At 57.4% G+C, this 16069-nt stretch carries 3 protein-coding genes; all 3 read right to left on the bottom strand.

All coding sequences use genetic code 11. The annotated features are described in order from the left end of the window. Positions 1–67: 67 nt before the first annotated feature. Complete coding sequence (locus MB02_RS14375) at positions 68–1591, bottom strand: FAD-binding protein (RefSeq protein ID WP_067539089.1); 1524 nt, start codon at positions 1589–1591, stop codon at positions 68–70. Positions 1592–1919: 328 nt separating this feature from the next. Further along, positions 1920–2558 (bottom strand): hypothetical protein, encoded by a 639-nt coding sequence (locus MB02_RS14370; protein ID WP_156495533.1) that lies wholly within the window; start codon positions 2556–2558, stop codon positions 1920–1922. After that, the gene (locus tag MB02_RS14365; protein ID WP_067539083.1) at positions 2555–15814 is read right to left on the bottom strand and encodes a LysM peptidoglycan-binding domain-containing protein; all 13260 of its coding nucleotides are present in this window, start codon (positions 15812–15814) and stop codon (positions 2555–2557) included. Before MB02_RS14365 ends, MB02_RS14370 begins: the two co-directional genes overlap by 4 nt. Positions 15815–16069: the final 255 nt, after the last annotated feature.

The raw sequence follows: 16069 nt of genomic DNA, 5'->3' as shown, positions 1-16069 counted from the left end.
CCATTCACTGAGAGGGAAACGGGCCGGGGACGCCCGCAAGACGCGGCACGCCCCCGATTTTCACCGTTCAGGCCATGTCGCGCGCCGCCAGATAGGCAAAGACCATGCTTGATCCGACCGGATTGCCGCCGCCCGGATAGGCCTCGCCACTGACGGCAGCCATGGAATTGCCAGCCGCGTAGAGCCCCTGGATCACCTGGCCATTGCTATCCAGCACGCGCGCATTTTCGTCCGTCCGCAAGCCGCCTTTGGTGCCCAGGTCAGACAGTCCGAAAGCCATCGCATGGAACGGTGGCCGTGAAACGGTATCCATGGGGGGCTTACCTTCGCTGAACATGCGATCGTAAGCTTCCACGCCGCGGTGGAAATCTTCGTCCTCACCGCGTTCCACAAACCCATTGAGACGCTGCGCGCTTGCCTCCAGCGCATCGGCCGGAACATCGATCCTGGCCGCCAGTTCGGCCAGTGTCGCGCCACTGCGCAGCAGCCCCGCGGCGCGATAATCATCGAGATTGCCGATCGGCTGGTTAGGGAACTGAATCGGCGGAGCCCCGCCATCACGGTCATCATACACCAGCCAGAAGGGCAGAGTCAGCTTGCCTGCCTCCAACAGCCCAATGATCTCACGCCCGGCGCGGTCATACGCCACGGACTCATTCATGAAGCGCTGCCCGTGCTGATTTATGAACATCCCGCCATCGAAACCGAGCGTGAAGGTTGCGCTGCCATCCGGCCGCATCAGGCCCGGCGACCACCAGGCCTGATCCATCAGATCGACATCGGCACCAATCGCAATGCCCGCCTGGATCGGCACGCCGGTATTGCTCTTCGGCCCCATCGCTCCACTGGTTGTCCCCGGCACGCCATAACGCGTGCGCATTTCCGCATTATGCTCAAACCCGCCTGCCGCGATGATGACGCCGCGCTCCACGGCAATCCGCCGGTCTCCGCCCACACCACGCACGACTGCGCCTGTCACCCGATCACCTTCACGCACGAGTTCGACCAGCGCGGTCTCCCGCCGCAAGTCCGCGTTGGGCCGTTTGGAGAGCGCCAGCAGGAAACGCCCGATCAGGGCCTGCCCGCCCAGGAGTTCATCGGCCAAGGCCTCCCCCGCGCGTTCCTCCGCAAGATTAGGGCGCAACGTCGCGCGCAATTCGCCCAGCTCCGATGCCGCAAGAGGCATCGGCATGATATGGCGACCCTCCGCGCTGGCATTGGGCGCCAGCCCGTAATAGTCCGGCCACGGATAGACCATGAACTCGAAGTCGGGGTCCTGTTCGAGATACTCGATAAGCGGGGCACCCGCTTCGAGGTAGGCATCCTGCAGTGCCCGGGGCGTGCGATCCCCTACGACCGCGTGGTAATACACCGCGGCTTCTTCAAGAGTTTCGTCGCTGCCCGCCCTTTTCAACACGGGATTGCACGGCAGCCATGCACCGCCACCCGAATAGGCGGAGGTGCCGCCGAACCGGTCGCTGCTTTCCACCAGTATGACCGACAGCCCTTCCCGCGCGGCGACGTAAGCCCCCACCATGCCGCCAGCGCCCGAACCGACCACCAGCACGTCGCACTTCTCATCCCACGCCATCACTTATCCTCTTCCATCCATCGCCGCACTTCAGGCGGTCTGCAGGCCGGACCGTAGTGCGATCAGGCAGGAGATGGCAATGTCGTTTCTGGTGCGAGGGAGGGAGAGTGATAATTAGAGCGAGCTTTGGCGCTATGGCAATAAGCGCGTGCCCCCTCCTAACAGTCGAGATGTCCGATTGAAGACAAGGCATAGCAGTTAGATCCGCGAAAGAGGCTTCCCACCGCATAGTGCGACAATATCTTCGCTCGCGTCCGCCGGAAAAGTCTGGGCGACCTATCTCCCTTTTGCACCCAAGCTAACGGTAACTGAGTTTCCATCTTGCCGTTCATTTTTCCGCTGCCACCTCCAGAAACTCCCTTGCCGATCCAACTTGCACCGCCTTCGCAAGGTCGCGACCGAACACACGCGTGGCTTCTTCCCACTCAGGCATCGGTGCCAGCGTAGGAGGCGGACAATGCTGCATCCGCTCGCAGCAATCGAGCGCGTCGGTATCCCGTCCGAGCCAAGCATAGAGGATCGCTAGCATCGCCATGTTATTGGTGGTGTCGAGCATAGCGGCCGCCTCGGCCTCACACGATGCTAGCACCTCGGCAAGGTCCAGCGGCTTGCGGATGTCGGGCCTAAACTGTTCCTCCATCGCAGCTAGCGTGTCGGCAAACTTACGGTCGTGCCAACGATGCTCGATCTCGCGGTGCTTCACGTCAAGAACCTGAGACAACATCCGAATATGCGCTTCTGGCAGCACCAGCGAACTTATTCCATGCGTGGGCCGATAGGCAGCGGAACTCATTTTTTGGAACCAGATCATCTGCTGGATCGGACCAGAACGACGTACAAATGCAGTGCCATCAACAAAAATTGCCCACTCGGGGAAGTGCGCCGCATATTCCGAGACGACAGCCTTAAGCTGCCCTTTGGTCATCGGAGCGTATTTTCTGAGCAAAGTTGTTCGTTTATCGTTCATGGCTTCACCATAAGAATGGGAACATTGGCTCCGTTAGGAATGCCATTTTGGATTTGAGTAATGCGTGACTCTGATAGCTTGGCTTGACCGAACTTGTAATCCCAAACCTGGGTGGGATTGGTGAGCGGACCTTCAACCACATCAAGGCGAATCGAACCGGTGGTAGGGATGCCCGGTTGCCAAGGCGCTCCGCCAGCGTAGCGCGCTTCCGCAATCAAACCGCGATCGCCGAACATGCGCTGATAGCGAGTTAGAACCTCTTCAGCGTATCCGTGCTTGATCGTGCCCGCAACAGGACCATTCCCTAACCCATTGCGAATGCCCCAATCGTCCGCGCGGGTAGCAATGCTCTCCACCAGGTCGCCATTGGTAACATACGGGCTAACTCCGAGCCCGCGCGCACCTGCACCCTCTGCGCCTACACCTCTCACCGTCAGGCCCCGAGGTGCACTAGCAACACCAGTTGCAATCGTCTCGAGTGCGAACGCACGTGCTCTATTTAACTGAGAGTGTGTCGGTATCTGCCGATACCAGGGATTTGTGGCGTTATGCTCGGCTACGTAGCCATTCGTCGCAAGGGTAGAATTATCGGGGTAAAGATAATCGACAGCTGATCGTATTCCTCCGGAAACCACATTTCCGGCGATTGATACTCCCTTTGCGCCTACAAAGTCCGGCATTGATCCTGACGCCTGAACGGAGCTTTGATAAGCGTATTTTGCGCCTGACAACAGCCGCCCAAGAAAGCTGTCAGGTTGTGCCGCAGATATGCCGTAGCCGTTGGAAATCTGAGGAGACGAGGGAATCGTATTTAGCACTGTGTGTGCCAATGTGACCAATGCAGGCCTCAAGTCGGAAGGTGAGCCTCCTGCTATTTCAGACGCTCCCCTCCACACTTGCTCTATCGGATAATACAAATTCCAGAATTGATAGTCCGACATCGACTTTATCAAGCTGAACATTTGACGATCAGCAGTGACAACTATACCCACTTGCTCTGCGCTCGATGTGGAACGGAATTCCGCTGCAACTGCAGTTGCTTCGGCGGTTTTCCCAATGGTGATACCGCCGGTCGCAATCGGACTGGCCAAAGCCGCTGTGTCAAGCGCCGCTGCCTCGGCTAAAGGGTTAGCCCCTTCGAGGCGACGCATGACTTCACCGATCACATCCGCCCCAACTTCGGCATTGCCTGTGACATTTGCCCTGCCCCCAGGAGATAGCGCCCCTGCAAGTACTCCACCAAGTGCCGAGCCAACTGCATTTGGCACAGCGCGGCTCAAATTACCCCCAAAGCTAGAACCTTCGACTGCCGACCTTGTTGCCGCATTCGCAATCGCTGCTGCCACTCCGGACACTGCAGCGGATCCAGTTCGCCCGAGCGATGCCGTTCCTACGTTCACCTTGCTAAAGACACCGGCCCCGATCCCTGCAGCAGCTACGCCCGCAAAATCGAATTTGCTTTGAAGACCGACGGCGAGCGCGACCCCCTGACCAACGACTTCGCTGAAGGCACCTCTCACGACGTCCGTGAAGAAATCACCAGTGTTCGGCAAACCGGCCACTACAGCCTTCAGGGCAGACATTCCGACTGCCTTCCAGCTAAAATTATCCTGAATACCGGTAGCAAGACCGACACCTTGGCTAACCGCACTGGACACCGCCCCAGCTGCGCTCAGACCGACAAACGTACCAACTGAGGCCCCTAGTGAGCCGGCCAGCGCCCCGCCGACTTTCGCGAAAGCGCTCACAATTCCAGGCCCTGCAAATGCTGCTACCGCAACGGCAACCGTGGCCAACAAGATTGCGCCTAACCCGCCACACTTGTTCTTCTTCGGTGGCTTGGGTGTGGTCGGCGACAGGTTGCCGATCGTTTCGCTGGGGTCGTAGGGATTGACCGTGCCGGCGTTGTGCGTGTTGCGCATCACGCCTGCGGGCAATTGCAGGACCTGCCCTTCGATCAGCCCCGCATTGCCACTGATACCGTTGGCCTCGGCAAGCTTGTACCAGAGGTTGGCATCCCCCCACACAGACTGGGCGACAGATTGGAGAGTGTCACCGGTCCTGACCGTATAGGTTCCGCCTGCGGCCCCTTGGCCAAAGGAATTGATCGGATCATAACTCTGCGCGAAATCGGCGTAAGTGTTGGCGATGGTGGATCCATCCCGGAAGGTACCCGGATTGGAAGGCGCAACCTTCTGCCGTGCGGCAATCGACATCGTGTAATCGACATCCGATGTGCCGTTGTTACCCGTGTAGCCCATTTCCCGCCCGCCGAAACGGTACCATATCTCGTGCGGGCTGCCGGTTTGGCTGGAGGGAGCATTAGACGGCCGCGTTTCATCCCGCTTGATGATCTGCCCGTTCTCATCCAGCCGATACGTAACGTAACGAGGCTTGCCATCGGCAATGTAGGCGCTCGTCAATCGCCCTGCCGCGTCATAGGAGAGATTGGTGTAGTAGGTCGGGCTATTGTCGCTCGTATCCGCAATATGGCGGATCTGGCTCTGCACTGCACCGTCACGCCAGATATACGTATATGTGTCGCTGGTGCCCTTGTCGTTTTTCCACGAACTCGATCCGGAGTTGAGGTGGGTGTTGGTGCTGGTGACTGCACCGACCGAACCGAGCGTGTAAACCCCGGCACCATCGTTATAGCTATAGCTGCTGACCGACTTGTAGGTGGTGCCGTCGGTCTTCTTTGTGATTACCGTTTCGGCTGTTATCTGGCTCTTCGCATTGTAGGTAATCGCCCGGTCATAGACCGCGTTCGCGCCGCCGGTATCATAGTCAAGCTGCCGGGTAAGGCGCCCCATTGCATCATAGGTGAAACTTGAGCGTTTCGTCCCGGTCGTGGGTGCTGACGGGACCGATTCGGGAGGGGTGCCGGGGTTCTGATCAACCAGCAGACTGCCCGAGGCAATGTCGACCTGCGACAAACTGCCAGCGGCGTTGTAGTTGTAGATTTCACGCCGCTCCAGATATGTCGCAGGGACTGTGCCCCACCCACCCGGGATCACGCTGCCGGGGGTGTAAACGGTCTTGACGACGTTCGTTCGTCTGCCGGCCTGATCATAGAGGATTTCCAGGCTGTCAGTGTCAGCGTGGTTACGCCGAATCTCGCCATCAGACAGGACCCCCCGATCAACGACGAGACGGTTCATACTGTCATAGCGGAACCAGTAATCCTGCGAATCCGTGCCAGCCACCGCGCCACTGGCGTCGAGTCTGGAATAATTACCAACGGAATGCCGGACGTTGCCGGCCGCGTCATAGGAATAGGTCAGATCGGCAGCTGGTGACGTTGTCGTCCCCGCTTCCTTCCACGTCTTCATTCTGCCCAATGCATCGTATGTGGCAGTCTGGTTCTTCCAGGTTTCCGTGGTCGCCACGCCGCTGATTGTCGTTGTGGTCGTCCCCAGCTCGGTCAACCGATTGCCGGTCTTGTCGTAAGTATAGGCCGCCTGGCTGGTAGCCGTGGCGCTGTAGACGGAGATATAGGGATAGGCAGAGTAGTACTGGTAGTTCGTGGTCGTGGCGGTAGTCGCGATCTGGCCTGTGTTGTAATACGTATATTGATTACTGGCCAAACCACTCGCGCTGGATGCGAGACGCCCTGCTTCATCGTATGAGAAATTGGTGACATTACCGCCAAGGTCAGTGCGCTGAACGGTTCTGTCGAACAAATCGCTTCGTTCGATCAGAGTCTTGCCATTGGCGTACCCGGTCGTTTCTATCCAGCCACCGAACGTGCCCAGGCCCCCCGTGGCGATTGCGCTGTTCCATACGTAGGACGTGGTTGTCGTGTCTCCACCAAAGGCGCGCTGAGAGGTAATGCGCCCCTGAATGTCATAACCGGTAATCTCCTTGTCCCCGGCGCCGAGCAGGCTGTTGTAGTGCGTGAGGCGCTGGCCAAGCACGTCATATGTGTAATAATCGACCAATCCACCGGGGTTGGTCACCTGCGTCAGCCGACCGAGATTGTCATAGCTCATATTCTTGATGAGCCCGACTTCATCGGTAACCTTGATCGCATTGCCATGCGCGTCGTAGACGGTCGTCACGGTTCCGCCATCGGCGTGGATTTCCTGCCTCACCAACGCTTGCGTACCGCCATAGCCGGAACCGGCCTGCAATGTATAACGAGTCAAATTACCGTTGGCATCGCGTTGCCCGGTCAGGCGGCCCGACTTGTCATAGTAATAGTTTTCTGTCGGACGGACGTTCTGGGTCGTGCCAGCTTCCGTCACTATCGCGACCTGCGGGCTTTGCGCCGTAATGACACGGCCCATGGTGTTGTATGTGTAGGTGACAGTCCCGCCATTGGCATCCGTCTCGCTCGCCACCTCGCCAAAGGCGTTATAGCTCCGCGTGCTGGTCAACTGGACTGTGCTGGATGTGCTGAGCTGCCGTCCTTCCTCCACGACCTTCGTCGCAAGATTGCGACCGTCATATGCTGTAATGGTTGCATTGACGTCCGTCTGGCTGCGCTTGGCATAAGCTGCAGTGATGGAATTCAACCCGGCAAGATCATAGCCCGCAGACGTTACCGCAAGCGTCTGGTTGCCGTTCTTGTCATAGCCGTAATATTTCCAGATGCCGTCTCCCGCATTTGTCGCCCATATGCGGCCAGCCCCGTCATATTTGTTTTCCTGTTGCCATAGACCGTTGATGCCGATCTTCGTCACTTCGCCGTGAACATTGTATTGCAGCGACGAGTAGTCGTTATTCGACTGGAACGCCCAGTTGCTACCCGATTTTATGTAATAGGCTTGTCCAAGATTGCGGCCCAGCACATCGTAACGATGCCCGATCGCCTCGGTGCGACCATCCCGGACGTAGGATTCGAGCACGAGCCGCCCCGCCTCATCGTAGAAATAGCCATGCACGTAGCCACCGGCATCGGTCATGCTCGTCAGCCGACCGCCAGCACCATAGGCATATGTCGTGACGTGTGCCGAACTGCCATTGACAGCGGCTTCGACGTTTCGTGTCAGATTCCCCAGGCCATCATAATAATAATCAGCGGCAGACTGCTCTTTCACCTCACGCGTGAGGCGCCCACCGGCATCATAAACGAACTCTGTCTGATCGCCGGTCGCCTCAGTCTTGCGAACGACCTGGCCGAGACCGTTGTATTGATAGCTGATAGTCGCATCGACCGTGCTGTATCCACCATTGCCGCTCTGAACCTTGACGTTCAGCCGCTTCTCACTCAGTCGGTTGCCATTGAGATCATAAGTATATTGCGTAATCCGGTCATCGGAATTGTTGCTGGCCGAGGGCGCGTTGCTCGTGCTGCCAGGATTGCCAACCGAATTGGCATAGCGGCGCTCCTCGGTGACATTACCCTCGAAATCCAGCGTCCATCTGGTCAGGTAATTTTGTCCATCGACCTGCGCCGTCTTGCGACCAAGCCTGTCATAATAATTCCAGGTCTTGTTACCGTTGGGGTCCGTGACTTTGACCAGATTGCCCAGATAGTCATACTCATAAGACGTACTGATCGGTTGGGAGGAACTGTTCCAGTTCGAACCGGACGCCCCACCAGTCGTGACTCCGATCACACGGCTTTCGGTCATCCGGCCCAGGTTGTCATAGGAGAACTGCGTCTCGCGAGATGTTCCATTGGGTGCATTGGGCGCCTGACTTTCCTGTCCCCCAGTGGCAGGAACATTGCTGGTCTGGTCGTAAACCCGGACCCGGGTGACATCGCCGTTCGCGTCATATTCGTACGCCGTGTATGTGCCGAGCGCATTGATCTCGACCGCCTTGCGATTCAGGTCGTCATAGAAAAACACCGTTTTCGCGCCGGCGGCGTCAACGGTCCGGATGACATTGCCCAGCGCATCATAGGCAATTGTTTCAGTCGGGCGCCCTGAAACACTCGATACCGCCTTGCTGCTTGTATTGATCGCCAGCCCGCTGATTGAATCCCTTCTGGTTTCGATCAGGCGATCCAGATTGTCATAGGTATATTCGGTCGTCCGCTCCTCATTCAGGCCATCGGCTTCGACTGTCTTGATCCTGTTTCCGCGGGCATCGTAGAAATAGCGGTTGATGACAGTTGAAGATTGAACGGAGCCGCTGCTCGTGCGTGAAGCTATTGGCAATGTCTCCGACAGCAAGAGCCCGCGCTTGTCATATGTATATGTGGTAGTGGCACCGGCCGTTACCGGCGATGTGGAGGACTTTGCGGTCTGCGACACACGGCGCCCGAAAGCGTCGTAGCCAAACGTTTCAAAATACCCCTGGGCATCGGTAACCCGCGTCAGCTGGCCACGATTGTCATAGACGAATTGCGTTCTGGCTTCGGTCCCCGCAAGTCCTGATGACTGCGTTTCCAATGCCTGCGCATCCGCCAATGCCTGATCGGCAGCGACCTGTGCCGCCTGCAACTGGCCCTGTAATTGGTTCGGATCGAAGTTCGCTTCGACGATGGCAGTGCCCAGGTTTGTCAGGCCCTGACCGTTCTGCACCCTTTGCACCTCTGCCTCGACAGCAGCGATCTGCGCTTCGAGATCAGAAATGTCATCTTCCAGAGCATCGATCTGCGGCCCCAGAACGAACCACTGTTCGATGATATTGGCATCGTCGTATTCTTCTTGCAGATCGGCCAGTTCGGCGTTCATCGTCGCAAGCTGGGCATTCTGATCATCCAGATGCGACTGCAGATAGGGCAACGGATTGGCCAGCGCATTGGCGAGATCAGCCTGCGCATTGGCGATCTGGGCAGCTATCGCATCGGCGGCCGCCTGCAATTGGGCGGCATGGTCATAGGCCGCAACGACTTCAGGGGGCAGTTCGCCATCGAGGTCCGGCACCTGCCCGGTCGGCATCGCCTGTGAATAGCGTGAGAGTGCGACCTGCTGTCCAAAGGCGTTATACTGGTAGAATTCCGGATAGCCTTCCGCATCAACTTTCCATGCAGTCCTGCCAAGCCGGTCGTATCCAAAGTTGGTAACCGCAGCGGGGCCCATTTGCCCAAGGTTCAGCAGAACGAAATGGTCACGGATGGCGATACCCGAATTCGCCAACGCGTCTGCATAAGCGGCATCGGCATCGAGTTGAGCCTGTGTCGCATCGGCCCGCATCTGCAGTGCCATGGCAGCGGCGGTATCTGCATCTACCTGCGCCCCATCAGCAGCGGCATGGGCCGTGCTTGCGCTCGCATTCGCCTGACCGAGCTGGAGCTGGAGCAATTGTTCCGGCGTCAGGCTGGTATAGGGAGACCCCGCCTCTGCCACGAAATCGAAATAGGCGTTGATCGCCAGCACCGCACGATAGTTCGAAGCGTGCTGAGAACTATGTTGCAGGTTGTTGGGCAGAGTGTTCGGATTTTGTCGAACATCCTCGTAAAAATCGGACCATTCATCTTTGCGATCAGGCCAATTGGTTGAATAAGTATTATGCTCGAGATCGTATAGGGCTTCAAACATCGTCGCCCAGACGGCTTGATACGCCTGATAGGTATTATCAAATTTGTTGCTGCCACCATTAAACTGATCGAGCGTGTAAAGACTGTCAATCCAGTTCGAGAGATCCTCTTTTCGGCTTTCGAGCCATGCCTCCGGATCAGCCAACGCAGCCGCGCGATCCATGGGGAGATTGTTTGCCTGCGAGGTCAGGTTATCGAAGAACTGGTTAATGTAGTTCGCCTTCCTCACCTCGTTGTAGGAACCGGAAGGGAGGTAGCGCAGATCCTGGGCAATATAGGATTCCTGCTCCAGCCGGTCGGCATATGCCTCGAACTCATCACGCAGGAGCCCACTGCTGGCCGAAGCAAGGTTATCAGCCTCGATCCGGGCACTGTTTAGCCATGTCTGTCGATCAGACAGCCAGGTATTCATGTCCGCCAGCGCGGCCGCACGCTCGCTTGAATAATCCACCGTTGGATTGAGCAATTCCGCCATCTGCGCCTGCAAGCTGGCCACTGCGGCATCGGCATCGGAAGCCGCCTGGGCCAGTGCATCTGCATCGGCCTGCACGGCAGCTGCGGCTGCCTCTGCCTGAGCTGCGATCAGATCGAGAGCGTCTACATCGGCCTGAAGTTGGGCTGCATATGTGGCCGCTGTCTGTGCGTCGCCATCGGCGGCAATGGCATCAAGCTCGGCCTGATCGGCATCCGCATGCAACTGCGTGGCTGCGGCCAAGGCATTGCCAGCAGCAAGTTGCGCCGCATCCGCCGCATCATGGGCGGCGTCAGCATCGGTGATTGCCTGGTTCAGTTGAGCTTGCAGTATCTGTTCAGGCGACGCATTGGCCTCTACCTCCCCACCTACATCATAATAGGCAGAAATCTGCACATTCGCACGATAGTCAGAAGGATGCCCGCTCCCAGCAGAGACCCTAGCATACAAGACCGATTCACTAATTTTGTATGATAAATAAAAACCGTAAAATTTATAGTAGCTATCAAAATTATCATAGTCACTATCCCATCCTATGGAATAGCAAGAATTTTCTATATCGTACTTTGCCTTTAAAATATTATATAAAGACCCTCCAAGAACACTTATTACATGCTCCAGCTTCTGTCGAGGGCCGCCCCCCTGCATTCCCCCCCTTAAATCCATATAGTATTCTATAAGATATTTAATTTCACTCTCTCTCCAATCTATCCATTGCTCACTACTCGAATACGCCGCATTAATATCGCCAAAAGGATGGGAAATTTTCCAATCTAAATGATCAAAATACCCGTTTATGTAACTTACTACAGCATTATCACTTGCATTATTATTAGCCTCTCCCTCTAGAAAATCTTCTAGAATTTCTAAATACTCAAAATATGCTCCAAACCTCCCATATTGATCGGAATATTCTCCAGATGATCCTCGCATTAGAGAATATGAAGAATTCTCTTTCTGCTTGAGCCAATCCCGGTGATCACCCAACCAAGAGACCGGATCAGCCAAAGCAGCTGCACGTTCAGCTGAATAATCAACCCCAGGCGCGGAACTTCCACCCCCGAGCGCGTCCAGTTGATCCTGTAGGTCATCCACCACCGCATCAGCGGCGGCGGCGGCCTGTGCGGCTGCCGTTGCATTTGCTTCCGCTTGCACAGCTGCCGTGTCGGCCTGTGCAGCTTGCGCATCCAGGCTATCGGCTGTGGCATGTAACTGGCCGGCATTCGCAACCGCAGCATCAGCCGCAGCCTGGGCTGTATCCGCATCAGACTGCGCAGCATCGGCATCAGCGCGGAGCGGGGCGGCAGCGGCCCAGGCTGTGTCAGCATCGGCTTGCGCGGCATCGGCCAAGGCATGCGCAGCTGTCGCATCGACCTGAGCCTGATCGATCTGGGCCTGAAGCAGTTGCACGGCTTGCCCGCTGCCGAGCAATGCCAGCTGGGCCTCCAGATCATCGACTACCGCATCCGCATCGCTCGCTGCTTGCGCTGCAGCGTCTGCATCAGCCTGGGCCTGCACCGCGTCGGATTCAGCCTGCGCCGCCTGTGCGTCGAGATCATCGGCTATGGCCTGCAAGCCGTCCGCATATTCATAGGGATCTTCGGGGACCAGTTCCGGATCGAACACCGCCACGCCAGTCTCACCCGCACCATTCGCCGGGAGACTGTATTGCTCGACCGAAATCACATCGCCAAAGCGATTATAAATCGTGCGGGAAACGTAGCCTGCCGCATCGCGCGTTGCGATCAACCGATTGAGGCTGTCATAATAACTATAGGTCGCATTACCTTTCGGATCGGTTGTTTTCACCACATTGCCGAAGGCATCGTATTCGTAAGCCGTCACCCCGCCCAGTGCATTGGTCGCTGAGAGAACCTGCCCCAACTCGTCATAATTGTAAGTGGTGGTATGGCCATTGGCATCGGTCGTGCTGATCCGGTTGCCAAGACCATCATAGGCATAGAAGGAACCGACTTGTTCGGATGTACCATAGGCATGATACGCAGCCACGAGACGCCCGGCGGCATCGTATTCGTAGTGGGCGCGAACCGCCTTGTTCGTTCCATCCGCCACGTAGACATCGACCAGCTGGCCCAATGCATCGTATGCATTGCGCGTCACGAAACCTTCGCCATCCGTGCTCGTCAGCAGGCGCCCGGCGTTGTCATAGCTATAGCTTTGCGCGATGGGGCTGCCTGCTCCGGCCGCCGCCGCCGCAACTTGCGCAACCGTGACTGCATCGGCAACGACCACGCCATTCGGCCACGCATTTTCCCCGATCTTGCGACCTTCTGCATCATACACAAAGCCACGAACGTAATTTCCGGCATCGACAGTGTAGAGCAGTTCGCCACGCTCACTGTACCAGTTGCGGTCAACGCGATTTGCAGTGTCGCTGGCATGGGCTGGATTGGCGGCCCAGCCATCCATTTCCGCCAGTGACGGAAGCCCGGTTGCGCCTTCATACAAGTCCGCGAACTGAACCGATTTCACCACCCGACCGGAAGTGTCATAGGTCAGCCCCGTAACACCGCCTTCCGCATCGACGGCATAGGCAGCCCGCCCCGATGCGTCATAAACCGTATAACTGACCCGATCGGCTCCGTTACTGACAATCGCGGCCTTCACCGTATCAAACGCAAAATCGGTGAGTGTCAGTCGGGTCGCATATTCGGTGGTGGTGGTGAGCCGCCCCGCACTGTCATAGGCAAAGGCGCGGACACCGCCAGCGCCATCGACAGTGAAGCGCAATTGGCCCTGACCGTCGTAGACATAATGCGCCGTCCGATCGACCGTTGATGCCCCGACCACTGTCTCCCGCAATGCCGCGAAGCTACCGCCGGCACGCACTGCCACATTGGTGACTGTCGCATAGGCGATTTCCTGCAGCTTTTGCCCTGCTGCATCGTAAACGATCTCTGTCAGGTAACCTTCACCGTCTAGAGTCCCGACGATCTGCCCTGCGCCATTATAAAATTGGCGCGCAACCGCGTCGCCACCGCTCGCCCCTGGGAGGACCACCGTGGAAGGGGCTGTCTGTTTCAGGGCGTCAAGCTGGGCCTGGCTGAGAATGTTCAGATAGCTGGTGGTTTTAACGAGGCGATCGGACTGATCGTATTCAAAGGTGGCGACACTGCCGTCACTGCCAATACTTTCGATGGCACGCCCACCATCGTCATAGATGGTCCAGTTCCAGATATCCTGACTGCTGGCCACCGGAAGGAGGGCAGACAGTTCCACATCACTGTCAGGATCAGCCAATTGGGCCAATTGTCCGGCGCTGAGCACATCTGCGTGGCGAACGGTCGCCACCAGGCGATTTGCCTGATCGTATTGATATTCGACGATCTCGCCCAGATGGTTGACATCGGCGACCTTGCGGCCCGCCCTGTCATAGACGGTGTAGCTGGTACGTCCGGTTGCATCGCTGACAATGCGCAAGCGCCCGTTCGCATCGTATGCGTAGGTTGCAGTCCCTCCAGCCGTATTGGCGCCGCTGCCCGTCTGGCTGACCAATTCCCCCGCTTTGTTGAACGAGGAAACATTAGTGTAGCCTGCCGCCGTCGTAACCGTGGTCGTCAAAGCCGTATCGTTGAAAACGATTGTCGTCGTGCCACCATTGACGTCAGTCGATGCGACCAGACGCCCCAGCCCGTCGTAAATGAAGTTTTCGGCCAGTTCACCAGCGCGATAGCGCGACAGGAGCTGCCCTGCCTGATCATAAGTCTGATAGGTCGCGCTGAAGCCATCAGTGGAGACGGCATTGCCCGAAGCATCTGCGGCACCATAGGCGGTTACCGCCGTCCGATTACCACGCGCATCATATGTATAGGACGCGATGCGTGCGGCGCTCAGGTCGCCAAGCCCTGTCACCCACGCATTCATTCCCGCTTCGTCGATGGCGGCCGGACCGACTGGATAGGGGGTTTCGGGATAATCGACCCGGCGCGCCAACTCGCCATGTGCAGTGTATTCGTATTCAGTGACCTGCCCCGCGCCATTCACCGCATAGCGGAGATGCCCCTCTACATCGTAGGCATATTGCGCATAGTGGGCCACGTTGGCCCCTGCTTCGCCGGAGCCGTAGGCCAGTTCGGTGATCAGGCGATTGGCGGAATCGTAAGTCCGCTCCACCACGTTCGCGTTGGCATCCGTGACCCGTGTCACATTGCCATTCGCGTCGTGCTCATACGCTGTGGTGTTTCCCTCGGCATCCGTGACCGTGACCAGATTACCTTGCGCATCGTATGCAAATTGAACCTGCTGTGCCGTCGCACCAGTGTAGGCCGGAGGAGCCGTAATCGCCGTCAGTTGGCCAGCCGCATCGTAGTCCAGCCGGGTGACTTGGCCGTCAGGACCAGTCACTTCCGTATGGCCAGAACCATAAGCCAGGCTCGTCACGCGCGTATCGCCCGCCGCCACCGTTTGCGTCAGCGCTGCGACGCGTCCGGAACCATCATAGGCGATTTCCAGCAACGAGCCGTCAGTCTGCGCGATGGAGGCAATGCGATTGCTTGCGCCATCATATGTGTATGTGACGGTATAAGTGTTTCCATCCGAAACGGCATTATCCTGCGGTGACAGATCGGTCGTCACCATGATCAGCCGGTCGCTGGCATCGTAAGCATAACGAGTGCGGGTAAGCGTTTGCGATGTCGAGGTCGCAAGGTCAGTGAAGCCCGTGACGATTTCCGTGATATTGTTCCCGGACCAGAGATACTGTGTCCACGCACCGTCGGCGGTCGTAACCGTATCGAGTTTTTCACCTTGGTAGGAATAAGTCAGACTATTGCCGTCAATATCGGTGGTCGAGACGATCCGCCAATTATCTGAACCATGGGCTGCGTACGTTTCGGTTGTCTGGCTATCGCCATCCGTCCAGGTCCAAACTCCGGTCGTTTGGGTCAGAGTATCGAATGCGCCACTGCCTGCGGTAGTGACATAGGCGCCGCGGGCATCGTCCCATGCATAGACCACCACGGAACCATCACCACCCTGCCGGCTGATCGTGCTCCCCACGGTGTCAGCAGTGCCAGTCAGCGCAAAAACGCGCCGCGTGGTACTTTGTTGCCAGTTGTCGCCATTGTCGCCGTCGGCAGCATCGCCAAGGCTGTTATAAGTCCGCGAAATGCCGATGTCCGGGCCACGTCCGACCAGAAACTCATCCTGTTGCGTTACAAGCAGGTTACCCGTCGCGGCGTTGACCGCCACGCTTTCATCCCCCCGGCCCAGCAGGCCTCCGCCAAGCTGCCCGGCCCCGCCCAAGATATTGGCCGAGCCGCGTGTGAAACCGGCACCTGCACCCGTGAAAATCGCAACCATTCCGTCCTCGCCTGAAATCGCGGTCATGAGGAGCGCAAGGCCCCTCCCGAAATGGCAATCCGACGATCGGCCCGATTGTTTAGCGGCAGGCGAAGAAATTTTGCAGCAGACACCACTCAAGGTTTGAAGTGAACAAAGCTGTCACCCCCTTGTACCCGAGGGTGACAGAACTCTCGCGCAAGAAACCTCATGACGGGTTATTTTCTTATATTTCAAACAAATAAATTGTTGCATCCGTTACGGAGATAACCCGCGTTGACTTGGATGCCCCGCTTCCCCCAA

The organism is Croceicoccus estronivorus (assembly GCF_001625325.1).
GTDB classification, from domain to species: Bacteria; Pseudomonadota; Alphaproteobacteria; order Sphingomonadales; family Sphingomonadaceae; genus Caenibius; species Caenibius estronivorus.
Note: the sequence above shows the minus strand (reverse complement) of the source record. Positions and strands in the feature narration are given on the sequence as shown.